Origin of the sequence: Virgisporangium aurantiacum, assembly GCF_016863635.1 — a bacterium.
Lineage (GTDB): Bacteria > Actinomycetota > Actinomycetes > Mycobacteriales > Micromonosporaceae > Virgisporangium > Virgisporangium aurantiacum.
The window spans coordinates 121,606-144,471 of sequence record NZ_BOPG01000004.1 but is presented as its reverse complement, the minus strand read 5'-3'; the positions used below and the strand labels follow the sequence as shown (position 1 = coordinate 144,471).

Sequence of the window (22,866 nt, the reverse complement as noted above, 5' to 3'; positions counted from 1 at the left end):
AACCGTGACTCTTAGACGCTGATCCGCCCGGCGCCGGCGCCGCCGGAGACGATGGACTTCACGTTGCAGGCCGTGTCGACCGAGTACGAGTAGGGGATGCTGCCCACGCTGCCGCCCGCCTGGCCGGAGCCGGAATTGACGAAGCAGTTGTTCCGCGCGACGAGCGTTCCCGGGCCGGAGTCGGCCTCACCCAGGTGGTACGGGTCGCTGGTGTTCTCGAAGTAGTTGCCCTCGACGAGCACACCGGCACCCTCGGTGGAGGCCACGCCGTAGCCGCCCACGTTGCTGTACAGGTTGTTGTAGACGTGCACCGGGTTGGCGAACCGGACCCGCGGGTGGCGCTGGTTGCTGCCGTCGAACCAGTTGTGGTGGTAGGTCACCCGCAGGTGGCCGCGGTCCTGGCTGCCGTTGTCGTCGCTGTGGCCGAGCAGCATCGACTTGTCGTGGCCGAAGACCCGGTTCCACGAGACGGTGATGAAGTCGGAGCCGCGCTTGATGTCCACGGCGCCGTCGTAGCCGTTGGTGAAGCTGTTGTGGTCGATCCAGATGTTCGTGGCCGACTCCTGCACGTTGATCGCGTCGTCGTCCCAGTTCCGGAAGTTCAGGTTCCGGATGATGACGTTGCGGTCGCCGTTGATGTTGAAGCCGCAGCCGGAGATCGTGGCGCCGGAGTTGCCGAGGATCGTCTTGTTCGAGCGCACGCGGAGCATGCCCGAGCAGGAGATCGTGCCGGAGACCCGGATCACCGCGGCGCTGGTGGAGGCGAGCGCGGTGGTCAGCGCCGACGCGCTGGTAACGGTCGTGGTGGCGGCGCTGCCACCACCGGTGGTGCCGCCGTTCTGGGTCGCCCAGCCGGCCAGGCCGGTCTGCGGGGTGCCCGGGTTGCCGGGGTTGCTGCCGACGGTGGCGAGCTGCCACTGCTGGTTGGCCCCGTCCAGGTCGGTGTACTGGACCACGTGCGCGCCGTCGGCCGTCGACCACTCCCAGACCTCGACGGCCTTGTTGGAGTGCCGGCTGATGAACCGCACGTAGCCGCCCGACGAGTCCGCCAGCCGGAAGTGCTGGCGGGTGTTGCCCGACGACGAGGACCGCTGGACGACCTGCGCCCCGTCGGTGGCGTCGGGAACCTCCAGGACCTTGCCGCTGTGCGTCGAGCGGATCTGGTAGTAGCCGCTGCCGACGTCGACGAACTGCCACTGCTGCACGGCGAGGTCGTTGCGGGTGAACTGGTTGATCGGCGCGCCGTCGGCGGTGGACCACTCCCAGAGGTCCATCGCCTTGCCGCTGTTGCGGTTCACGAACACGTAGTTGGTACCGGGGGTGACCGTCGCGGCCGAGGCCGGTGCGGCGGTGAGGTTGGTGGTGACCACGCTGGTGACCGTCGCGGCGGCGACGGTCGCGGTGATGGTGAGCGCGGCCATGACCACACGGTGGAGCCTTGCCATGAGCTACCTCCGAGGGGTGGGAAGCTTTTCCGATCGACCTTAGGAAAGCGCTTTCCTAGGATTGTTAACGCTTACATTTAGAACAGTCAATGAGTTGCAGTCGTTTGCATTAGGTGATCAACGGCGGCCGTGGCAGGCTCGATCGCATGCCTGAGGTGACCGTGGCCGACAACCCGGAGCGCTCGCGATACGAGGTGACCGTCGACGGCGCCGTGGCCGGGTTCGCGGCCTACGTCCGCCATCCCGACCACCTGAACTTCACGCACACCGAGATCGGCTCCGAGTACGGCGGCCAGGGCCTCGGCGGCAAGCTGGTGGCCGGCGCGCTGGCCGACGTCCGCGGCAAGGGCGGGCGGATCGTCGCGACCTGCCCGTTCGTGCGGTCCTACCTGGAGAAGCACCCGGAGCACCGGGACCTCCTGAAGAACTGACTCAACCTTCCCGGCCCGCCGGGCGTGCTCCCACGTGAAGGGAGGACAGCCGGTGACCACACGAGAACCCAGTCCGGAGTTCGCGGACTTCGTCGCGCTGCGGTACGGCGACCTGCTGCGAACGGCGTACCTGCTGACGGGGTCGCATCACGCGGCCGAAGACCTGCTGCAGGCCAGCCTGCTGAAGGCCATGCCGAGGTGGGACGCCATCGCCGAGCCGATGACGTACCTGCGCCGCGTCATGGTCAACCAGCGCGTGTCCTGGTGGCGCCGCCTGCGGCGGGAACTGCCGCAGGCCGACCCGCCCGACGGCGTCGCGCCCGACGGCGCCGGCGGCGCGGCCGAGCGCACCACGGTCCTCGCCGCCCTCGCCAAACTGCCGCCGCGCATGCGGGCGGTGCTGGTGCTCCGGTACTGGGAGGACCAGTCCGAGGCGGAGACCGCCGACCTGCTCGGATGCTCGATCGGCACGGTCAAGGCACAGGCCTCGCGGGGACTGACGAGGCTGCGCGTCGTGCTCGCTCCGGCAGCGGAGGAAGACCGGATGACCACGGAACGGAGGCAGCGGTGAACGGCACCATCGAAGACGACGTCCGTGCGGCGTTCGAGCGGATCACGGGGCCGGTGGTGCCCCGTCCCGACCCGCTGGGCCGGCTGCTCGTCCGGCGTCGCCGGCGCACCTGGCGCCGCGGGGTCGGCGCCGCGGCGGCCGCGATGGCGCTGGCACTCGCCGGCGGCACCCTGGCCGCCGCGCCGGTCGGCAGCCCGATCGGACCGTCGCCGGACCCCGACCCCACCCGTTACGGCGTGGACCAGGACGGCAACCGGGTCAGTCCCGACCCCCCGAAGGCACGCGTCAGCGCCTGGACCCGGCGGCTCATCGACTCGCCGACCCGCGGCAACCTCGCCGGCGACCCGGGCCTCGTCGAGGAGGTCGCCCGGCAGGCGACGGCGTCCGGTGGAGCCCCCGCGGGCCTGGACCGGGTCAAGGTGCTCGCGGTCGCCGACGTGAGCGGCGGGCGGATCGCGGTGATCGCCCACTACAACGACGAGTTCGCCAGCGTGCACCTGGCGCAGGCCGCCGCCGACGCCGGTCCGGCCGACCTGGCCCGGGGGACGCTCGGCGGGCAGTGGATCGGGCTGCGGCCGTTCTTCCAGACCTCCGCGGCGGTGCACCAGAGCCCGGACCGGGTCGAGAACGAGTCGACGGTCGCGCTCGCGCCGAGCGGTTGCTCGGTCGACACGTCCGGCACCGCCACGATCGACGCCGACGGCACCACCCACCGCACCTGGACCCCGCGCGGCGACCACCTGATCGTGGCCGGTGACATGGGCCAGTCGTGGTGGCGCGTCACCTGCGACGGCCGGGTGCGCTTCGAGGGGCCGCCCTACATCGGCGGTGACCTGCCGGTGCCGGGTTCCCCCGCGCCGCTGCGCGGAACCGCCGACCCGGCGCTGGTCGACTCGGCCGTCGGCGCGTGGACGTTCGCGACGCGCCACCTGGGCGGGGCCGCGCCGACGGTGCTGTGGGCGGGTCCGTCGGGCGACGACCGGACGACCGTCGTGGTCACCGGCGCCGGCCGCGACGGGCGCACGCTCGTGACCGCGGCGACGGGCGGCCCGGGTGGTGCGACGCGCGCACCGGCGGCAGCGGTCTACTACACCGGCCGCGAGCCGTACGTACAGGAGCCGATGGCCGGGCTCTCCGGGGACCGGGTCGTCGCGTTGCCGTACGGCACCGCGACCGCGGCGTCGACCGACCTGGTGGCCGTCCGGCTGCCCAGCCCGGAGGTCAAGGACTTCCGCCCGGTGGTCGGCGACCGGATCCTGGTGGTGGCGCCGCCGTCGGCCACGAAACTGAAGGCCGGGGCCGAGACCGTGCCGCTCACCGGCGGCGTCGGGTACCTCAATGCCCCGGCGCCGGTGGCCGACCTGACGCTCACCGCGCTCGACGCCACCGGCGCGACCGTCGCCACCGGGCGGTACCGCGAGCCCGACACGACCGGCCAGTTCTTCGGTGAAGGGCTGGTCGACGACTGGAATGCGTGACCAGGGAGGCCGGCGGGTCCACCGGCGGCCCCCTGCAGGAACCGACTCAGTACTGGAACGACGTCGCCGACCGTTCACCCCGGTGGTCGGTGGTAAAGCTCTGTCAGGGCTGACGCGGGGGAGTGCTGAGCTGCTCGCCGCTCGCCGCCACCAGTTTCGGGAGGTCGGCCGGTGTCACCGCGGTGAGCCGGACGGCCGAGCCGGCCGACGTGTGCGCGTACACCCGGTCGCGCTCGCCGACGACCAGCGAGTCGATCTTCGGCCAGGGCAGGAACCGCGAACCGAACAGCGCGCGCACCTGCACGCCGTTGACCGTGGCGTCGGTGCCGGCCCGCCACCCCCAGACGGCGACGGCCAGCGGGACCAGCAGCAGCGGCGCGGCGTACCAGGCGGCGGTGGCAAGCGGTAACCCGCCGATCACGGCGACCACCGCGGCAACCGTGATGGCGGCGTTGTAGCGGAACTTCACGCGCGCCTGCATCGGACCATCATCCCACCCGGTCCGACGGATTCCCCGGCCGGCCGCCGGGTGGTTGACTGGCTGACCGTGACAGCCAGCCACCGACGATCGGCCGCACACGGCTACGACACCGGAGCCTGGGTGGCGCCGCGGACCCCGCCGTCGTGGCTGGCCGGGATCGGGGCGCCGCGGGTGGTGCTTCGGCCCGGTCACGTCCTGCCGCTGGTGGTGTGCGGCCTGGCCGGCGCGCTGTGGGTGGTCGTCGTCGGCTACGGGGCGATCCGGCTCGACGCGGTGTGGAGCGGCCTGGCCGGGCTGCTCGGCCTCGGCGGGCTGGCCCTGCTGCTGCGCGGGCTGCCGGTGCCCGCCGCCCCGGTCCTGCTCGCCGCGGTCGCCTGCTGGGCGTTCGTCGCGCGCGGCTGGGTGCCCGACTCGGCCGGCGACCTGGCCGGGATGGCCCGGCTGATCGCCGGGAACCTGGCGTTCGCCGTGCCGCTGCTGCTCGCCGGCTTCGCGGCGGTCTGGGCCGACGGTCGCCGCACCGCCACCGCCACGGTCGCCGACGGGCTGGGCGGACGGCGCTGGTTCGGCGTCAACCAGGGTGACCCGGAGCCGCAGCTGCCGGCCCTGGAGCAGGTGCCGTCGGCCCTGTTCTTCGCCCTGGCCGACGGCCAGTGCTCGCACCTGGTGGTGGCCGGCCGGCGGGCCGCCCTGGTGGCGACCACGGTCTGGCCGCGCGGGGAGTACGGGGTCGAGGGCGTCCGGGTGGCGCGCAACGGCCGCCCGTACGGGCCGGGCACCGACGAGGTCGACGGCGCGGTCGACGACGTGCGGCGCTGGCAGCGCCGGCTGGCGCCGGTGGGCGTCACGTGCCGGGCGTTCCTGACCGTGCACCCGGCCAGCGGCCGGTTGGCCGACACCATCCACGTCGAGCTGCCGCTGGTGGAGGGCGTGCAGGTGCTGGCCGCCGACCAGTTCGTGGAGACGGTCGGCGCGTTCCTGGCCGCCGACGCGAACGAGATCGCTGTCGACGTCCTCATGGAGCTTTCGGACCTGTACCGGGACCCGGCGGTGGCGCCGGATCCCGGTACGGCCCCGGCCTCAGACGCGTGACCAGCCCGGCATCGGGAAACCGGCGAGCAGGTCGGCGATCTCGCCGGCGATGCGCGCCTCCGCCTTTTCGTCGTCCTTGATCAGCGCGTCGACCGAGTCGGAGAACCAGGCCGCGACCTGCGGCATGTGCTCCTCGGTGAGCCCGCGGGTGGTGATGCCGGCCGTGCCCAGCCGCAGGCCGGACGGGTCGAACGGCGTGCGCGTGTCGTACGGCACGGTGTTGAAGTTCAGCTCGATGCCGGCGCGGTCGAGTGCCTGCGCCGCCGGCTTGCCGCCGACGCCCTTGCCGGTGAGGTCGATCAGCAGCAGGTGGTTGTCGCTGCCGCCGGTGACCAGGTCGAAGCCCCGGTCGATCAGCGCGGCGGCGAGCGCCCGGGTGTTCTTCACGATCTGCGCGGCGTAGTCGCGGAACGACGGCTCGGCGGCCTCCTTGAGCGCCACCGCGATCGCGGCGGTGGTGTGGTTGTGCGGGCCGCCCTGCAGGCCCGGGAACACCGCCTTGTCGACCGCCTTGGCGTGCTCGGCGGTGCTGAAGATCATCGCCCCACGCGGTCCCCGCAAGGTCTTGTGCGTGGTGGTGGTGATCACGTCGGCGTGGCCGACCGGAGACGGGTGTGCGCCACCGGCGATGAGCCCGGCGATGTGCGCGACGTCGGCGGCGAGGATCGCACCGGCCTCCCGGGCGATCTCGGCGAACCGGGGGAAGTCGATGGTGCGGGGCAGCGCGGTACCGCCACACCAGATGATCTTCGGACGCTCCGCGAGCGCGAGGTCGCGGACCTGGTCGAAGTCGATCAGGCCGTCTTCCCGGCGCACGCTGTAGTGGACGGCGTTGAACCAGGCGCCGGTCGCCGACACCTTCCACCCGTGGGTGAGGTGCCCGCCCATCGGCAGCCCGAGGCCGAGGATCGTGTCGCCCGGCTTCGCGAACGCCATGTAGACGGCCAGGTTCGCGGGTGACCCCGAGTACGGCTGAACGTTGGCGTGCTCGACGCCGAACAGTGCCCGCGCCCGCTCGATCGCCAACTCCTCCAGCGGGTCGACGATCTGCTGGCCCTCGTAGTACCGCTTGCGCGCGTAGCCCTCGGAGTACTTGTTGGTCAGCACCGAACCGGTGGCCTCCAGCACGGCGGGCGACACGTAGTTCTCGGAGGCGATCATCCGCAGCTTGTCGTGCTGGCGGGCGGCCTCGCTCTCGATCAACTCGGCGACCCGCGGGTCTTCGACGGTGAGATTCGGGAGCGGTGGAACGTGCATGGGCGTCCTTCCTCCGGCTTTGCAGCCTCAAGGTCGGGCACCCAGGCGCGCGATGCTCGATGCTGAATGCTCCCCGGTGGTCGGTTCCACCTCAGGTTGCGCCAGTCGCGGACGAAGCGGCGAGCCTACCGCATGGCGCACAATGGTGACGAGAAGCCGACGAAAGGTACCCACATGAACCTCGGCAAGATCGCGGCCATCGCCCGCAAGCTGCTCAAGGACACCCCGACCGACACCGACCCCCGGCGCCCACCGGCTCAGGGCCGCGACGTGATTTCGGGCTGGGGCGACCGTCCCCGGGTTCCGGGCAGCACCCAGGACCGCACGTTCTGATCTGCGCCGGAGTCTCAGACCCAAGTGGTGGCGGGCGCGGCCGGTAGGCGGGTCGTGGCGGCCAGGCGCAGGAACTCCGGCGGCTCGGCCCGGGCGGCGCGGTACAGGCGCAACGCGGCGTCCACCGCGAGCGACAGCCGGGGTACCGCGGTGAGGTCGGGCGGTGCCGGCCGGGCGCGGGGGTTGCCGTAGGTCCTCGCCAGCGCGGTCAGCACGGCCGTGTCGGGGAGGTCCGGTGCGGTGCGCCGCAGGATGGTGGCGGCGCGGGCCACGTCGTCGACGGCGGCGGCTCCGTCCCGGGTGGCGAGCAGGCCGAACAGCGTCAGGTCCAGCGGCTCGGCGTCCAACGGCTCGGCCGGGCCGGTGGCGAGCACCGTCCGGGCCTCGGCGATCCGGCCGGCGGCGGCGAAGCGTTGGGCCCGGGCAGACCGGTTCCGCGACCCGGGCTCCGCCGGCAGCGCGAGGACGAGCGGGCCGTCCACCAGGATCAGGCCGGGTGCGTACGCGGCGACGTGCAGGGGACGGTCGAGCAGGCCCGTCAGCACGATCTCCGCCGGCCCGGCCGGCAGCGGTAGCACGGCGGTGGCCACCGCACCGCGTCCCGAAAGCTCCACGCCGTCGGCGGTGACGGTCCCGCGGGGGCCGACCACCGCGACCATCAGCCCTTCCCCGGCCGCGGGAAGCGGCGGGACCGGTGGCCGGGCCGGTGGCTCCGGGTGGTACCGGTCGGGCCGGTCGGCGGTCACCTCGGCGATCAGGTCGGGACCCGCGCCGTGCGGTTCCACCACGCGCAGCCGGTACCGGCCGACCAGGCCCAGCGTCAGCTCGCCGGCGCCCAGCCGGACCCGCCCGCTCTCGTCGACGGCCTCCAGCAACGCCGACGGGTCGGGCCCGACCACCGTCGACCCCTCGTCGAGCGACACCGGCGTGACACCGGGCCGGGCCACGAACGTCGGCGCCGCCGGGAAACCCGTGCCGGTTCCCAGTTCGATCTCCACCGTCGTGTCGTCGTACAGGTCGACCATCGCCGGCGCGCGTCGGGCGGCGAGACCGGGTGCCCGCACGCGCAGCGTGTACGTGCGCGGCGGCAGGCGCAGGGTCAGCGGGTTCGCGACCGGCGGCCGGTTGACGCGGTCGTCGTGCTCGGTCGCGCCGAAGGTGGACACCGTGGTGACCCGCGCGGCGTCCGCCGGGGTCAGGGTCACGGTGAGCGTCGCCGGCTTGACGACGTCGTCGGGAACGTGGACGAGGACGGGGTTCGGGTCGTTGTACGAGTCCATCCCGCGCGGCTGCTGCGCCACCCCGGCCCGGGCGAGGTCGGTGCGCACGAAGTCGAACAGTTCGCGGACCCGCACCACGTAGCGCTCGTTCTCCGCGTCCCACCGCTTGGCCGTTCCGGTGCCGTTCAGGCCGCGCAGCAGGGCGCGGGTGAACTCCCCGCCTTCGGCGTTCTCGACGGCGACGTCGCCGGCACTCGTGGCGACCAGGACGTACTGGTCGGGCTCGCGGCGGCTGTAGTCGCGCGGGCGCCGGTCGGCGAGCCCGTTGGCCCGGAACGCCCGCCCGGCCGGCACGCCGCGGCACGCGTCGACGATCATCAGCTGCCGGGCGAGCGACGCCGTGGCGAACTGCTCGCGCAGCGCCCGGATCGGGAGCGCCGGATCGCGGTAGCGGGGCTGGAAGTCGCTCGGGAGCAGGCACGGCTCGTCGTAGCCGTCGGCCTCCGCGGTGAGCCCGTGGCCGGCGAAGTAGAAGTAGAGCGTCCCCTCGTCGCCGTCGGCGCGCATCAGCACCGACTCGACGGCCGCCACGATGTGGGGCCGGGTCGCGTCCGGAACACCGGCCAGCGCCGGCGGCAGCTCGGTGCCCGGGGTCGGGCTCAGCAGCAGCGTCAGGTTCTGCCGCGGTACCGCCCCGCGCTCGGGGTCGAGCAACCACCGGCGGACCTCGAGCGCGTCGCGCACGGCGCCCTCGAGCGCCGACGCGTCGTCCCAGTACCGGTCGCAACCGATGACGAGCGCGTGGTTCGCCACCGCTAGGCGTCGTTCAGCCGCACCATCGGGCCGGGCGCGACGAACCGCTCGGCACCGTCGTCGGGTGCGTCGGAGAGCGGGGCGCGGACCCGCACCTTCGAGACCGGTTCGATGGCCCGGTAGAACCCGTCCTCGAACAGCAGCCGGACCGCCTGGAACCCGAACGCGAGCTTCGCGGGCCCGGAGTAGGACAGCAGCGCCTCGTCGGCGGCGGTGGTCGCCACGGTGACGTTGCCACCCACGATCTCCTGAACCAGCGGTACGTCGAGGGTGATCGCGATGTCGGCGTTGTCGCTCGCCCGCACGGCGATCGTCGAGGTTTTCAGGATCGAGGTGACGATCAGCAGGTCGCCCTCGGACAGCAGGCGCGACGCGTGCACCGACAACGGGTCGACGTCGGAACTGGCGAGATACCGGTCGAGGGCGGCCACCTCGACGCGGTTCTCGAACACGTCGCGGAACTCGAACGTCACCGTGGCGGCCTTGTTGTACGCGGCCTCCAGCCCGATCGGCGAGCCACCCATCGCGGCGACGACGTTCGCCAGCACCGACAGGCCGACGCCCGTCTTCAGGCTCGACGACGACCGGCCGGTGATGCTGGCCGCGGGCACGTCGGCCGACACCGGCGGCAGCGGAACCGTTCCGTCGCCCTTCAGGGACGTGTCGAGCCGGCCGAACCGGTCGAACGTCCCGCGGCCGCCGGGCGACAGCAGGTACAGCGGTTCGAGGTCGGCCTTGGGCAGAAGCACCACGTTGTATCCGAGCGCGTGAAGATAGTTCAACGCATTCTCGCGGCAGGGCATCTAACGGCTCCCCGTCAGTCCGGGACGCGGCGGTAGGCGCCGTCGCTCGCGCTGGTGGCCATCGAGGCGTAGGCGCGGAGCGCGGCGGACACCGGACGCTCGCGGTCGAGCGGGGTGTACGGGCGGTCGCGCTTCTCCTGCGCCACCCGGCGGGCGTCGAGCACGTCGGGGGCGACCCGCAGCTCGATCGAGCGGGCCGGGATGTCGATCGTGATGTCGTCGCCGTCCTCGACCAGCGCGATCAGCCCGTGCGACGCCGCCTCCGGCGAGATGTGCCCGATCGACAGGCCGGAGGTGCCGCCGGAGAACCGCCCGTCGGTGATGAGCGCGCAGGCCCGCCCCAGCCCGCGTCCCTTCAGGAAGGACGTCGGGTAGAGCATCTCCTGCATGCCGGGGCCGCCGCGCGGGCCCTCGTACCGCACCACCACGACGTCGCCGGCCACCACCTCGCCGCGCAGGATCGCGTCGACGCAGGACTCCTGCGACTCGAACACCTTCGCCGGGCCGTGGAACGTCAGGTTCTCGGCCGGCACGCCGGCGGTCTTCACGACGCAGCCTTCGGGCGCGAGGTTGCCGAAGAGGATGGCCAGGCCGCCGTCGGCGGAGTAGGCGTGCGCGACGTCGCGGATGCAGCCGTCGGCCGCGTCGGTGTCCAACGTGGACCAGCGGGCGGTGGACGAGAACGGCTCGGTCGTGCGCACGCCGCCCGGCGCCGCGTGGAACAGCTCCGCGGCCTCCGGCGTGGTCTTGCCGCTGCGGATGTCCCAGGCGTCGAGCCACTCGTCGAGGTTCGTGGCGTGTACGGCGTGCACGTCGCGCTTGAGCAGCCCGCCGCGGTCGAGCTCGCCCAGGATCGCCGGGATGCCGCCGGCGCGGTGGACGTCCTCCATGTGGTACTTCGGCGTGTTCGGCGCCACCTTCGACAGGCACGGCACCCGGCGCGAGATCTCGTCGATGTCGCTGACGTGGAACTCCAGCTCCGCCTCCCGCGCGGCGGCGAGCAGGTGCAGGATCGTGTTGGTGGAGCCGCCCATCGCGACGTCGAGGGACACCGCGTTCTCGAACGCCGACCGGGTGGCGATGTTGCGGGGGAGGACGCTCTCGTCGTCGCCCTCGTAGTACCGCTTCGCGAGGTCGACGACGGTCGTGCCGGCGTCGCTGAACAGTTGCCGCCGGGCCTCCGACGTGGCGAGCGTCGACCCGTTGCCCGGCAGGGCCAGCCCGATCGCCTCGGTGAGGCAGTTCATCGAGTTCGCGGTGAACATGCCCGAGCAGGACCCGCAGGTGGGGCACGCCGAGCGCTCGATCGCGCCGAGCTGGTCGTCGCTGACGGCGTCGTTGGCCGACGCGATCATCGCGTCGATCAGGTCGATCTTCGAGTGCACGATGCCCTCGATCGCGACCGTCTTGCCGGCCTCCATCGGCCCGCCGGAGACGAACACGGTGGGGATGTTGAGCCGCAGCGCCGCCATCAGCATGCCGGGCGTGATCTTGTCGCAGTTGGAAATGCACACCAGCGCGTCGGCGCAGTGCGCGTTGACCATGTACTCGACCGCGTCGGCGATCAGTTCCCGGCTGGGCAGCGAGTAGAGCATGCCGCCGTGCCCCATCGCGATGCCGTCGTCGACGGCGATCGTGTTGAACTCCTTGGCCACGCCGCCCGCCTCGGCCACCGAGTCGGCGACGATCATGCCGAGGTTCCGTAGGTGCACGTGACCCGGTACGAACTGCGTGAAGCTGTTGGCGATGGCGACGATCGGTTTCCCGAAATCGCTGTCGGTCATGCCGGTGGCGCGCCACAGGGCACGCGCGCCCGCCATGTTCCGGCCGTGGGTGGAGGTCTTCGACCGCAGTTCAGGCATACCGCCAGTGTGCATCAGTCCGGGCGCCGGCAGGGTACCGGCCAAATTGGGTGTCGCATCGCGGGACGTGATCGGGCAGAGTGTGACTCGTGCCTCTCACTGGGGGTCTGGCCCATTCGGCGCCATTCGGCACTGCGGTTGCGATCTGTCTGCTTCCGACGGTGGTCGCCGCTGTAGCCCTGTTCCGCGCGATCCGTCACCGCCCGCCGGCGGCCCGGGTCGCTCTGTTGCTGCGTGTCTCCGGGCTGGCCGTCGCCGCCGTGGTGCTCGTCGTGGCCGCCGCCGTCCGGCTGCTGGCCGCCGACGGCACCGGCAGCATCGCCGACCACCCGGCCGGGCACGGCGTCGCGGTCACGATCACCGGGCTGGGGCTCGGGCTGGCCGTGCTGCTGCTCGGCGCCGGCCTGCTCTGGGCGCCGATGGTGGTGGCGCCGCGCAGCCGGTTCCCCCAGGTCCTCGACGGCACGCTGATGATGGTCTGCCTGCTCGCGTTCGTGTGGGCGGGCTTCCTGGAGTCCTGGCACGACCGCCTGGCCGACGGTCGGGTGCCGTTCCGGCTGGTCGCCGACTGCCTCGTGCTGGCGATTCCGGTCGTGGTGGCGGGCACGGTCATCGGCACGTCGGTGGTCACCGCCGCGAACCGGCCCCGGCTGCCCCGGCCGGCGCTCGTGGTGTGTGCCGGCACCGGCCTGTTCAGCGTCGGCCTGCTCGGTCTCATGATCGGCAGCACCGGCCGGGCGGCGCCCTGGGTGCTGCAGGGCAGCACGCTGACCGTCTCGGCCGGCGCGGTCGCGCTCATGGCGGCCGTCCACATCCCCGGCCGCTACGAGCGGATCCCCCCGGCCCGCGAGACCACTCCGTGCTGGCTGTCGCTGGCGGCCGTGGTGCTCGCGATGCTCACGCTCACCGGTCGGGTGATCACGGCCGGTGACGCCGGTCCCGACCCCGTGTGCGTCGTGCTCGCGCTCATCATCGGAACGCTGCTGACCGTCCAGCAGGTGCTGGCCCGCCGGGCGCTCACCTCGATCGCCGAGCAACTGGCCGAAAGCGAGGCCCATTTCCGGTCGATCGCGCACACCGACGCGCTCACCGACCTCGCGAACCGGCGCGAGCTCTTCCGGATCCTGGAGGAGGAGGTCCGGGGCGGGCCGGCCTGCGTGCTGCTCTCGATCGACCTCGACGGCTTCAAGAACATCAACGACATCCGCGGCCACGACGTCGGCGACGCGGTGCTGGTCGAGGTGGCCCGCCGGCTGCGGTCGAACGTGCGGCCCGGCGACTGCCCGGCCCGCCTCGGCGGCGACGAGTTCGCGGTGCTGATGTGGGCCAAGCCGTCCGAGGCCATGTCGATGGCGACGCGGATGCTCACCGTGCTGAACCAGCCGTACGAGCTGGACTCGGGAACGGTCTTCGTCACCGCGAGCATCGGGATGGCCGGTTGTCTGGAGGCCGACAGCATCGACTCGTTGATGCGCAACGCCGACCTGGCGCTGCGGTTCGCCAAGCAGTCGGGCAAGAACCGGATCGAGGCGTACGACGTCGCGTACGACGACCTGGTGCGCCGGCGCACCGAACTCGAACACGAACTGCGCGGCGCCGTCGACCGGGGCGAGCTGATGCTCGTGTACCAGCCCGTGGTGGAGGTGCGCACGGGCGCGGTGGCGGGCGTCGAGGCCCTGCTGCGCTGGCACCACCCGCGGCTGGGCACGGTGTCGCCGGCCGAGTTCATCCCGCTGGCCGAGGAGGTCGGGCTGATCCACGGGCTGGGCCGGTTCGTCGTCCACGAGGCCGCCCGCCAGCTCTCCCACTGGATCGCCGACGGGCACGACCTGTGGATGTCGGTCAACGCGTCGGTGCGGGAACTGCACACGCCGGAGTACGCCGACCTGATCCGCGAGGTGCTGCGGGTCCACCGGGTGCCGGCCGGGAAGCTGACGATCGAGGTCACCGAGCACGCCGCGGCCCGCGACGTCCAGCAGCTCAAGCAGCGGCTGACCGACCTGCGCGCCATCGGGGTGCGGGTGGCGCTCGACGACTTCGGGTCGGAGTACTCGTCGCTGAAGCTGCTCCGCACGCTGCCGGTCGACGCCCTGAAGATCGACCGCGAGCTCCTGGAGAACGACTGCATGACCCCCGACTGCGGCGCCGACACGTGCGAGGAGAGCCGGCACGCGCCGATCGTCGACGTCGTGGTCACCATCGGCCAGCGGCTCGGGCTCGACGTGGTGGCGGAGGGCGTCTCCCAGCCGCAGCAGCGGGCGCTGCTGATCGAATACGGCTGCCGGTACGCGCAGGGAACGCTGTTCGGCGACGGCATGCCGGCCGAGCGCGTCGAGACGTTGTTCCGAAATGTGGGAGAGGTTGACTCAGGGCGTGAGATCCGGCATGGTTAGCGCATGCTGTCCATCGGTCTTCGCGCGCCCATGACGAGTCGAGTACTTCTCGTCTAGCGCGTCCGCGATCGTCGCCGACGCGCTAACCCCCGTGCTTCGCACGCGGGGTTTTTTGTTGCCCGTAGGACAGCCCAGCAGAATCCGGCGAGACTCACAGTCGAGCCGCCTGACCCGAGTCGATTGGTGCGAACCGCGATGAGCAAACCGACGCCCGAACTCCTCGCCCACCGCCCGCACTCCGCCGCCCATGCCGGCGGCGCGGCGCACACCGGCGGCGGAGCGCAGCCGCAGGTCAGTTCCGAACGGGTCACGGATGTACCGATGACCGGCGCGCAGGCGCTCGTCCGTTCGCTCGAGGCGCTCGGGGTCGACACCGTGTTCGGCATCCCGGGCGGAGCGATCCTGCCGGCGTACGACCCGCTGTTCGACTCGCGCAAGGTGCGGCACATCCTGGTGCGGCACGAGCAGGGCGCGGGCCACGCGGCCACCGGATACGCGCAGGCCACCGGCCGGGTCGGCGTGTGCATGGCGACGTCCGGACCGGGCGCGACCAACCTGGTCACCCCGATCGCCGACGCGTACATGGACTCGGTGCCGATCGTCGCGATCACCGGCCAGGTGCCCAGCCCGGCCATCGGCACCGACGCCTTCCAGGAAGCCGACATCCAGGGCATCACGCTGCCGATCACCAAGCACAACTACCTGGTGACGACCGGCGAGGAGCTGCCGCGGATCATGGCCGAGGCGTTCCACCTCGCGGCCACCGGCCGGCCCGGCCCGGTGCTCGTCGACATCCCGAAGGACGTCCTGCAGGCGCAGACCACATTCAGCTGGCCGCCCACGATGGAGCTGCCCGGGTACCACCCGACGCTGCACCCGCACGGCAAGCAGATCCGCGAAGCGGCCCGGCTGATGACCACCGCGAAGCGTCCCGTGCTCTACGTCGGCGGCGGCGTGCTGAAGGCCGGCGCCTCGGCGAGCCTGCGCACGCTGGCCGAGCAGACCGGCCTGCCGGTGGTCACCACGCTGATGGCCCGGGGCGCGTTCCCCGACTCGCACAAGCAGCACGTGGGCATGCCCGGCATGCACGGCACGGTCTCGGCGGTCTACGCGCTGCAGAAGTCCGACCTGCTGATCGCGCTGGGCGCGCGGTTCGACGACCGGGTCACCGGCAAGCTGTCCTCGTTCGCGCCGAACGCGACCGTGGTGCACGCCGACATCGACCCGGCCGAGATCGGCAAGAACCGCCACGCCGACGTGCCGATCGTCGGCGACGCGAAGCACGTCATCGACGAACTGATCGGGGCGGTGACGGCCGAACACAACGCCGGCCGCCGTGCCGACCTCAGCGACTGGTGGAGCCAGCTCGACGACCTGCGCGAGCGGTACCCGCTCGGCTACGAGGAGCCGCCGGACGGCACGCTGGCGCCGCAGTACGTGATCAAGCGGATCGGCGAGATCGCCGGTCCCGACGCGATCTACTGCGCGGGCGTGGGACAGCACCAGATGTGGGCGGCCCAGTTCATCCAGTACGAGAAGCCGGGCACGTGGCTCAACTCCGGCGGCGCCGGAACCATGGGGTACGCGGTGCCGGCCGCGATGGGCGCCAAGCACGGCAGTCCCGACACGGTGGTGTGGGCGATCGACGGCGACGGCTGCTTCCAGATGACCAACCAGGAGCTCGCGACCTGCGCGCTGGAGGGCATCCCGATCAAGGTCGCCGTGATCAACAACGGTAACCTCGGCATGGTGCGGCAGTGGCAGACGCTGTTCTACGACCAGCGGTACTCCAACACCGACCTGGGCACCCACAAGCACCGCATCCCCGACTTCGTGAAGCTCGCCGAGGCGCTCGGCTGCGTCGGCCTGCGGTGCGAGTCGGCCGCCGACGTCGACGCGACGATCGAGGCCGCGATGCGCATCAACGACCAGCCGGTCGTGATCGACTTCGTGGTCGGCAAGGACGCCATGGTGTGGCCGATGGTCGCGGCCGGCACCAGCAATGACGAGATCATGTTCGCCCGCGGTGTGCGGCCGATCTTCGACGACGACGACGTTTAAGGGACGGTCATGAGCAAGCACACGTTGTCAGTGCTCGTCGAGAACAAGCCCGGCGTGCTCGCGCGCGTCTCCGGTCTGTTCTCCCGGCGCGGCTTCAACATCGACTCGCTCGCCGTCGGCGAGACCGAGCACCCCGAGATCTCCCGCATCACGATCGTGGTCAACGCCGAGGCGAACCCGCTCGAACAGGTCACCAAACAGCTCAACAAGCTGGTCAACGTCCTGAAGATCGTGGAACTGGACCAGGCTGCCGCCGTTCAACGCGAACTGCTGCTGGTCAAGGTGCGTGCCGACCGCGCCACCCGGTCCCAGGTGATGGAGACCGTGCAACTGTTCCGCGCCCGCGTCGTCGACGTGGCGCCGGAGACCCTGACGATCGAGGCGACCGGCACGTCGGAGAAGCTCGACGCGCTGCTGCGCGACCTCGAACCGTTCGGCATCAAGGAAATGGTCCAGTCCGGCGTGGTAGCGATCGGTCGGGGATCACGTTCGATCACCGCCGGCCCGGCGCTCCGCGCCGCCTCGTAAGCCCGCATCTTTAGGAGAGAAATGTCCGTCGAGATCTTCTATGACGACGACGCCGACCTGTCGGTGATCCAGGGTCGCAAGGTGGCCGTGATCGGCTACGGCAGCCAGGGGCACGCACACGCGTTGTCGCTGCGCGACTCCGGCGTCGACGTGCGGGTCGGCCTGCCGGAGGGCTCGAAGAGCCGGCCGAAGGCCGAGGAGCAGGGCCTGCGGGTGGTGACTCCGGCCGAGGCCGCCGCCGAGGCCGACGTCATCATGATCCTCGCGCCCGACACCGCGCAGCGGTCCATCTACACCGAGTCGATCGAGCCGTCCCTCACCGAGGGGAAGGCGCTGTTCTTCGGGCACGGGCTGAACATCCGGTACGAGCTGATCACCCCGCCGTCCAATGTGGACGTCGCGATGGTGGCGCCGAAGGGCCCCGGCCACCTGGTGCGCCGCCAGTACGTCGACGGCAAGGGCGTGCCGTGTCTCATCGCGGTCGAGCAGGACGCGAGCGGTGGCGCGCAGGCGCTGGCGCTGTCGTACGCGAAGGCGATCGGTGGCACCCGCGCGGGCGTCATCAAGACGACCTTCAAGGAGGAGACGGAGACCGACCTGTTCGGTGAGCAGGCGGTGCTCTGCGGTGGCGCGTCGGCGTTGGTGCAGACCGGTTTCGAGGTGCTCACCGAGGCGGGCTACGCGCCCGAGGTGGCGTACTTCGAGTGCCTGCACGAGCTGAAGCTCATCGTCGACCTCATGTACGAGGGCGGCATCGCGCGGATGCGGTACTCCGTCTCCGACACCGCCGAATACGGTGACTACACGCGCGGACCGCGCGTGATCAACGACCAGGTGAAGGCCGAGATGAAGCGCATTCTCGGCGAGATCCAGTCGGGCGAGTTCGCGCGCGAACTGGTCGCCGAGGACGACGCCGGCCGGCCGAACTTCCAGAAGTTCCGCGAGCAGGGCGCACACCACCCGATCGAGGAGACCGGCCGGCAACTGCGCGGCATGATGAGCTGGGTCGACCGCCCGCTCACCGACACCGCCTGAAAGCACACATACAAAGGCCGCCCCGCGACGCTGCGGGGCGGCCTTTGTGTATTGCCGTGCGGGAACTACTGGGCGCTGGTGCCGCTGGTGCTGGTGCCCTGGGTCGGCTGCGCGTACTCGCCGCCGTCGGCCGCGTAGTTCGGCTCGCCCTCGGGCTGGTCGCCACCGGTGTACGACGGGTCGTACTGACCGGTCTCGCCGGCCTCGTGCTCGGTGCCGGCGTAGTCGGGCTGGTCGGCACCGGTGTAGTTCGGGTCGTACTGCGGGTCGGCGGCCTCGGGGGCCTCGTCGCCGCCGTAGTTCACGACCTCGGGGCCGTAGCCGTCGTTCGCGGTGAATCCGCCGACGGTCTGCTCGTGGTGGGGCGCGTCGAATCCACCGTCGATCGGCTGGCCGATGAGGCTGTCGTACTGGTCGGCCGGCGGGTAGTCGGCGGTGGGCTCGTCGGCCGTGGGCTGCTCGTACTCGTACTCGCTCATGGGGTCTTTCCTCCGGGTTCACGGTTGTGAGGGGTTGCGCCAGGAACTACGAGGTGTTTCGAACCGAGGTTCACAGTGGACGGTAGTGGGCGCTATCGAATAGCAGACTCACAATGATCGCGAACGGCACCAAGTAGGGAGACCGGGGTGTCGCGGGAACGGGTGATGTTAAATCGAACTTAACGGGATCTTTCCGGCAATCTGTGAGCGCACTCACGTGCCTCGGGTGGGGTCCCGGTGGTCGCCTCGGCCTACGATCGCGGAAGAGTCGCGCGCTGTGACGCGCCCAATCTCCCCGCCAATCTGAGGATCTGATGACGTTTTCCGCTGACCGTCCGGTCGTGCTGATCGCCGAGGAACTGGCACCGGCCGCTCTCGAAGTGCTCGCCGACGACTTCGATGTCCGTCATGTCGACGGCACCGACCGTCCGGCCCTGCTCTCCGCGCTGGCCGACGCGCACGCGATCATCGTGCGCAGCGCCACCCAGGTCGACGCCGAGGTCATCGGGGCCGCGCCGCGCCTGAAGGTGGTCGCCCGCGCCGGCGTCGGGCTCGACAACGTCGACACGTCCGCCGCCACCGCGCGCGGCGTGATGGTGGTCAACGCACCCACGTCCAACATCGTGTCGGCGGCCGAGCAGGCCGTCGCGCTGCTGCTGGCGGTGGCGCGGAACACGGCCAGCGCGAGCGCCGCGCTGAAGAACGGCGAGTGGAAGCGTTCCAAGTACACCGGTATCGAGATCGCCGGCAAGACGGTCGGCGTTGTCGGCCTCGGCCGCATCGGCGTGCTGTTCGCGCAGCGGATGGCCGCGTTCGGCACCCGGCTCATCGCGTACGACCCGTACATCCAGCCGGCCCGCGCGGCCGCGCTCGGCGTGCGCCTGGTGGGGCTCGACGAACTGCTCGCCGAGAGCGACTTCATCTCGATCCACCTGCCGAAGACCCCGGAGACCGTCGGGCTCATCGGCGCCAAGGAACTGCACCAGGTCAAGCCGACCGTCCGCATCATCAACGCCGCGCGCGGCGGGCTGATCGACGAGGCCGCGCTGGCCGAGGCGCTGGCCGAGGGCCGGGTCGCCGGCGCCGGCATCGACGTGTACGCGAAGGAGCCGTGCACCTCGTCGCCGCTGTTCGGGTTCGACAACATCGTCGTCACCCCGCACCTGGGCGCGTCGACGGCCGAGGCGCAGGACAAGGCCGGTCTCGCCGTGGCCCGTAGCGTCAAGCTGGCGCTGCAGGGCGAGTTCGTGCCCGACGCGGTGAACGTGCAGGCCGGCGGCGTCGTCGCCGAAGACGTCCGGCCGCTGCTGCCGCTGGCCGAGAAGCTCGGACAGGTGTTCACCGCGGTCGCCGGCGGCGTTGCCGCCTCGGTCACCGTCGAGGTGCGTGGCGAGATCGTCAACAACGACGTCACCGTGCTCAAGCTGGCCGCCACCAAGGGCCTGTTCGCCACCGTGGTCGAAGACCAGGTCACCTACGTCAACGCCCCGCTGCTCGCCAGCGACCGCGGTGTCGAGGTCGTGCTGGCCACCAGCCCCGACTCGATCGACCACCAGAACCTGGTCACGATCCGGGGTGCCCTGCCCGACGGCCGCGTGGTGTCGGTGTCCGGCACCCACCAGACGACCCCGCGCGAGGCCCTCAAGCTCACCGAGCTCGACGGCTTCGCCCTGGAGCTCGACGCGGTCGGTCATCTGCTGTTCTTCCGCTACGCCGACCGTCCCGGTGTCGTCGGTACGGTGGGTTCGATCCTCGGCGACGCGGGCGTGAACATCGCCGCGATGCAGGTGGCCCGGCGCGAGGCCGGTGGCGAGGCGCTGATGACGCTCACCGTCGACGGGTCGGTGGCGCCGGAACTGCTCGACCGGGCCGCGGCCGCGGTGGGCGCCACCGCCGCGTCGACGGTCGACCTGACGGTCGACTGACTCAGTCCGTGGGGAGTTTGGCCGTCAGACCGGCGGCCAACACCTCGGCGTCCACGTCGGTGATGTCTTCGCCCAGCTCCTCGACAAGCTGAACCTTCGTCAGGATCACCTGGCCGGCGGTCACCTCGAAGCCGGGCACCACCCGGAGTTCGTTGTTCACCACGGCCAGCACGGCTTCTGGGTCGTCGGACTGGGCCAGGACCCGGAGATCGTCTGCGGTAACGACTGCCATGCTGGCAGGTGTGCCCGGTCATGACCATCGGTAAACGGTCTCATTGGGTGGGAGCGGCGTACCGCAAAGCGGGAAGAGTCGTAAGGTCTGGGGCCGTAGTCAACCAGGGGTTCTCAGGGAGGTGTCGGGTGGCGCGCATCGCGGTGATCGCCGGAGACGGAATCGGTACCGAGGTGATCGCCGAGGCCCGCAAGGTGATCGACGCGGTCGCACCGGGGTTCGAGTACACCGAGTACGACCTCGGCGCCGCCCGGTACCACCGCACCGGCGAGGTGCTGCCCGACAGCGTCCTCGGCGAGCTTGAGGGCCACGACGCGATCCTGCTCGGCGCCGTCGGCGACCCCAGCGTGCCGCCCGGCGTCCTCGAACGCGGCCTGCTGCTGAAGCTGCGGTTCGTGTTCGACCAGTACGTGAACCTCCGGCCGTCGCGGCTGTGGCCCGGCACCACGAGCCCGCTCGCCGGCGTGAAGCCCGGTGAGATCGACCTCGTGGTGGTCCGCGAGGGCACCGAGGGTCTGTACGCGGGTGCCGGCGGCGTGCTGCACCGCGACACCCCGGCCGAGGTCGCCACCGAGGAGAGCCTGAACACCCGGCACGGCGCCGAGCGCGCGATCCGGGACGCGTTCGCCCGGGCCGCGAAGCGGCCGCGCCGCAAGGTGACGCTGGTGCACAAGACCAACGTGCTCACCCACGCCGGTGGCCTGTGGGCCCGCGCGTTCGCGGCCGTCGCGGCCGAGCACCCCGACGTCGAGACCGAGTACCAGCACGTCGACGCGGCCGCGATGTTCCTGGTGACGAACCCGCAGCGGTACGACGTCGTGGTCACCGACAACCTGTTCGGCGACATCCTCACCGACATCGCCGCCGCCGTCACCGGTGGCATCGGGCTGGCGGCCAGCGGCTCGATCAACCCGACCCGCGAGAAGCCGTCGATTTTCGAGCCGGTGCATGGCTCGGCACCCGACATCGCGGGCAAGGGCGTGGCCGACCCGGTCGCCGCGATCCTGTCCGGCGCGCTGCTGCTGGAGCACCTGGGGAACGGCGAGGCGGCCAACCGGGTAACCGAGGCGGTCGCGGCGGAACTCGCGTCCCGCACCCCGGGCGCCACGCCGCGCACCGCCGAGGTCGGCGACCGGCTCGCGTCGAACGCGTGAACCCGCTCACGGCTTAACGGACGTTCGGGGTAAGTTTCAGGCACTCAGCCGAACTACCCGGAGGACCGTTATGAGCGGCGGTGACCACCTCGACTTCGAGATTCGTCCGAATCCTGCCCCGGTAGCCGCCGCCGAGCGGGCGGCGCTGATCGCGAACCCGGGTTTCGGGCGCATCTTCACCGATCACATGGTCACGATCCGCTGGGCCGACGGGAAGGGCTGGTACGACGCCCGCGTCGAGGCGCGCGCCCCCATCCCGATGGACCCGGCCAGCGCGGTGCTGCACTACGCGCAGGAGATCTTCGAGGGCCTGAAGGCCTACCCCTGCGACGACGGCGGCGTCACCATGTTCCGCCCCGACGCCAACGCCCGCCGCTTCCAGGAGTCGGCCACCCGGATGGCGATGCCGCACCTGCCCGAGGAGCTGTTCATCGGGTCGCTGCACGAGATCATCAAGGCCGACCGGGGCTGGCTCCCCACCGATGCCGAGGGCAGCCTCTACCTGCGGCCGTTCATGTTCGCCAACGAGGTGTTCCTCGGCGTGCGGCCGGCCCTGGAGTACCTGTACGTGCTGATCGCCTCGCCGGTCGGCCCGTACTTCTCGGGCGGCATCAAGCCGGTCACCGTGTGGGTGTCCGACGTCTACACCCGCGCGGCGCCCGGCGGCACCGGCGCGGCCAAGTGCGGCGGCAACTACGCGGCCAGCCTCTCGGCCCACGCCGAGGCCATCGAGCACGGCTGCGACCAGGTCATCTACCTCGACGCCGTGGAGCGGAAGTACATCGACGAACTCGGCGGCATGAACGTCTTCTTCGTGTTCGACGACGGCAGCATCACCACGCCGCCGCTCACCGGCACGATCCTCCCGGGCATCACCCGCGACTCGCTGATCACGCTGGCCCGCGACGCCGGCGCCGACGTCCGCGAGGAGCCGTACAGCCTGGCCCAGTGGCGGGAGGACGCGGCCAGCGGCCGGCTCCGCGAGGCGTTCGCCTGCGGAACCGCCGCGGTGGTCACCCCGATCGGCCGCGTGCGGTCCGTCGAGGGCGAGATCGTGATGGGTGACGGTGGAAGCGGCGCCGTCACGATGAAACTGCGCCAGCAGCTGGTCGACATCCAGCGCGGCCGCGCCGAAGACCCGCACGGCTGGGTGCACCGGGTTTCCTGAACGAGTATTCACGTCGTCCCAGTTCGTGGAAGCTGCTTCCACGGGCTGGGGCGACGTGGCATATTGGCGACGTGACTCGGCTCATTATTGGCCCCTAGCGCGCCC

The 22,866-nt window shown here is 71.4% G+C and carries 20 protein-coding genes and 1 riboswitch; of the genes, 12 read left to right on the top strand and 8 right to left on the bottom strand.

Annotated features, from left to right (window positions below; translation table 11 throughout):
* Positions 1-11: 11 nt before the first annotated feature.
* Positions 12-1,421, bottom strand: coding sequence for a pectate lyase family protein (locus Vau01_RS03125; RefSeq protein WP_203986896.1), 1,410 nt, complete (start codon positions 1,419-1,421; stop codon positions 12-14).
* Positions 1,422-1,591: 170 nt separating this feature from the next.
* Between Vau01_RS03125 and Vau01_RS03120 the strand changes: the two genes are divergently transcribed.
* The 3 genes from Vau01_RS03120 to Vau01_RS03110 are packed head-to-tail and all read left to right on the top strand — an operon-like array spanning position 1,592 to position 3,925.
* Positions 1,592-1,876 (top strand): GNAT family N-acetyltransferase, encoded by a 285-nt coding sequence (locus tag Vau01_RS03120; RefSeq protein WP_203986894.1) that lies wholly within the window; start codon positions 1,592-1,594, stop codon positions 1,874-1,876.
* A gap of 52 nt (positions 1,877-1,928) precedes the next feature.
* Positions 1,929-2,447 (top strand): SigE family RNA polymerase sigma factor, encoded by a 519-nt coding sequence (locus Vau01_RS03115; protein WP_203986892.1) that lies wholly within the window; start codon positions 1,929-1,931, stop codon positions 2,445-2,447.
* The gene (locus Vau01_RS03110; RefSeq protein ID WP_203986890.1) at positions 2,444-3,925 is read left to right on the top strand and encodes a hypothetical protein; all 1,482 of its coding nucleotides are present in this window, start codon (positions 2,444-2,446) and stop codon (positions 3,923-3,925) included. The genes Vau01_RS03115 and Vau01_RS03110 overlap by 4 nt, the downstream gene beginning before the upstream one ends.
* A gap of 103 nt (positions 3,926-4,028) precedes the next feature.
* Here Vau01_RS03110 and Vau01_RS03105 read toward each other — a convergent pair whose 3' ends face one another.
* Entirely contained in the window at positions 4,029-4,406 is a 378-nt protein-coding gene (locus Vau01_RS03105; RefSeq protein WP_203986888.1) for a PH domain-containing protein, read from the bottom strand.
* A gap of 66 nt (positions 4,407-4,472) precedes the next feature.
* Here Vau01_RS03105 and Vau01_RS03100 point away from each other — a divergent pair, with 66 nt between their 5' ends.
* Positions 4,473-5,498, top strand: coding sequence for a hypothetical protein (locus tag Vau01_RS03100; protein ID WP_203986886.1), 1,026 nt, complete (start codon positions 4,473-4,475; stop codon positions 5,496-5,498).
* On the opposite strand, the gene glyA is transcribed toward Vau01_RS03100, so the two are convergent.
* Positions 5,487-6,755 carry a serine hydroxymethyltransferase gene (gene glyA / locus Vau01_RS03095; RefSeq protein ID WP_203986883.1) on the bottom strand — a complete coding sequence of 423 codons (1,269 nt, stop codon included), beginning with the start codon at positions 6,753-6,755 and terminating at the stop codon, positions 5,487-5,489. The genes Vau01_RS03100 and glyA overlap by 12 nt on opposite strands.
* A gap of 32 nt (positions 6,756-6,787) precedes the next feature.
* Positions 6,788-6,874: riboswitch (ZMP/ZTP riboswitch) on the bottom strand.
* 55 nt (positions 6,875-6,929) lie between these two features.
* Between glyA and Vau01_RS03090 the strand changes: the two genes are divergently transcribed.
* Entirely contained in the window at positions 6,930-7,088 is a 159-nt protein-coding gene (locus tag Vau01_RS03090) for a hypothetical protein (RefSeq protein WP_203986881.1), read from the top strand.
* Between the two features lie 14 nt (positions 7,089-7,102).
* Here the strand turns inward: Vau01_RS03090 and Vau01_RS03085 are convergent, their stop codons facing one another.
* The 3 genes from Vau01_RS03085 to ilvD are packed head-to-tail and all read right to left on the bottom strand — an operon-like array spanning position 7,103 to position 11,786.
* Complete coding sequence (locus Vau01_RS03085) at positions 7,103-9,121, bottom strand: caspase family protein (protein WP_203986879.1); 2,019 nt, start codon at positions 9,119-9,121, stop codon at positions 7,103-7,105.
* 2 nt (positions 9,122-9,123) lie between these two features.
* Complete coding sequence (locus tag Vau01_RS03080) at positions 9,124-9,924, bottom strand: gasdermin (protein WP_444546017.1); 801 nt, start codon at positions 9,922-9,924, stop codon at positions 9,124-9,126.
* A 14-nt stretch (positions 9,925-9,938) separates the two neighbouring features.
* The gene (gene ilvD, locus Vau01_RS03075; RefSeq protein ID WP_203986875.1) at positions 9,939-11,786 is read right to left on the bottom strand and encodes a dihydroxy-acid dehydratase; all 1,848 of its coding nucleotides are present in this window, start codon (positions 11,784-11,786) and stop codon (positions 9,939-9,941) included.
* Positions 11,787-11,947: 161 nt separating this feature from the next.
* Between ilvD and Vau01_RS03070 the strand changes: the two genes are divergently transcribed.
* From Vau01_RS03070 to ilvC, 4 genes are all read left to right on the top strand, one after another.
* The gene (locus Vau01_RS03070) at positions 11,948-14,179 is read left to right on the top strand and encodes a putative bifunctional diguanylate cyclase/phosphodiesterase (protein ID WP_203986873.1); all 2,232 of its coding nucleotides are present in this window, start codon (positions 11,948-11,950) and stop codon (positions 14,177-14,179) included.
* A gap of 195 nt (positions 14,180-14,374) precedes the next feature.
* Positions 14,375-16,240, top strand: coding sequence for an acetolactate synthase large subunit (locus Vau01_RS03065; RefSeq protein ID WP_203986871.1), 1,866 nt, complete (start codon positions 14,375-14,377; stop codon positions 16,238-16,240).
* 9 nt (positions 16,241-16,249) lie between these two features.
* Positions 16,250-16,768 (top strand): acetolactate synthase small subunit, encoded by a 519-nt coding sequence (gene ilvN, locus Vau01_RS03060; protein ID WP_203986869.1) that lies wholly within the window; start codon positions 16,250-16,252, stop codon positions 16,766-16,768.
* A 21-nt stretch (positions 16,769-16,789) separates the two neighbouring features.
* Positions 16,790-17,803 (top strand): ketol-acid reductoisomerase, encoded by a 1,014-nt coding sequence (ilvC, locus tag Vau01_RS03055; RefSeq protein WP_203986860.1) that lies wholly within the window; start codon positions 16,790-16,792, stop codon positions 17,801-17,803.
* A 65-nt stretch (positions 17,804-17,868) separates the two neighbouring features.
* Here ilvC and Vau01_RS03050 read toward each other — a convergent pair whose 3' ends face one another.
* On the bottom strand, positions 17,869-18,282 hold the full coding sequence (locus Vau01_RS03050; protein ID WP_203986857.1) for a hypothetical protein: 414 nt from the start codon (positions 18,280-18,282) through the stop codon (positions 17,869-17,871).
* A gap of 314 nt (positions 18,283-18,596) precedes the next feature.
* Here Vau01_RS03050 and serA point away from each other — a divergent pair, with 314 nt between their 5' ends.
* Positions 18,597-20,207 (top strand): phosphoglycerate dehydrogenase, encoded by a 1,611-nt coding sequence (gene serA / locus Vau01_RS03045; protein WP_203986854.1) that lies wholly within the window; start codon positions 18,597-18,599, stop codon positions 20,205-20,207.
* Position 20,208: 1 nt separating this feature from the next.
* Here the strand turns inward: serA and Vau01_RS03040 are convergent, their stop codons facing one another.
* Positions 20,209-20,439: a hypothetical protein gene (locus tag Vau01_RS03040; protein WP_203986851.1), complete on the bottom strand. Its 231-nt coding sequence runs from the start codon at positions 20,437-20,439 to the stop codon at positions 20,209-20,211.
* A 128-nt stretch (positions 20,440-20,567) separates the two neighbouring features.
* On the opposite strand from Vau01_RS03040, the gene Vau01_RS03035 reads away from it, so the two are divergent.
* Both Vau01_RS03035 and Vau01_RS03030 read left to right on the top strand, forming a co-directional pair.
* Entirely contained in the window at positions 20,568-21,593 is a 1,026-nt protein-coding gene (locus Vau01_RS03035) for a 3-isopropylmalate dehydrogenase (protein ID WP_239151261.1), read from the top strand.
* 70 nt (positions 21,594-21,663) lie between these two features.
* On the top strand, positions 21,664-22,761 hold the full coding sequence (locus Vau01_RS03030; RefSeq protein WP_203986845.1) for a branched-chain amino acid aminotransferase: 1,098 nt from the start codon (positions 21,664-21,666) through the stop codon (positions 22,759-22,761).
* Positions 22,762-22,866: the final 105 nt, after the last annotated feature.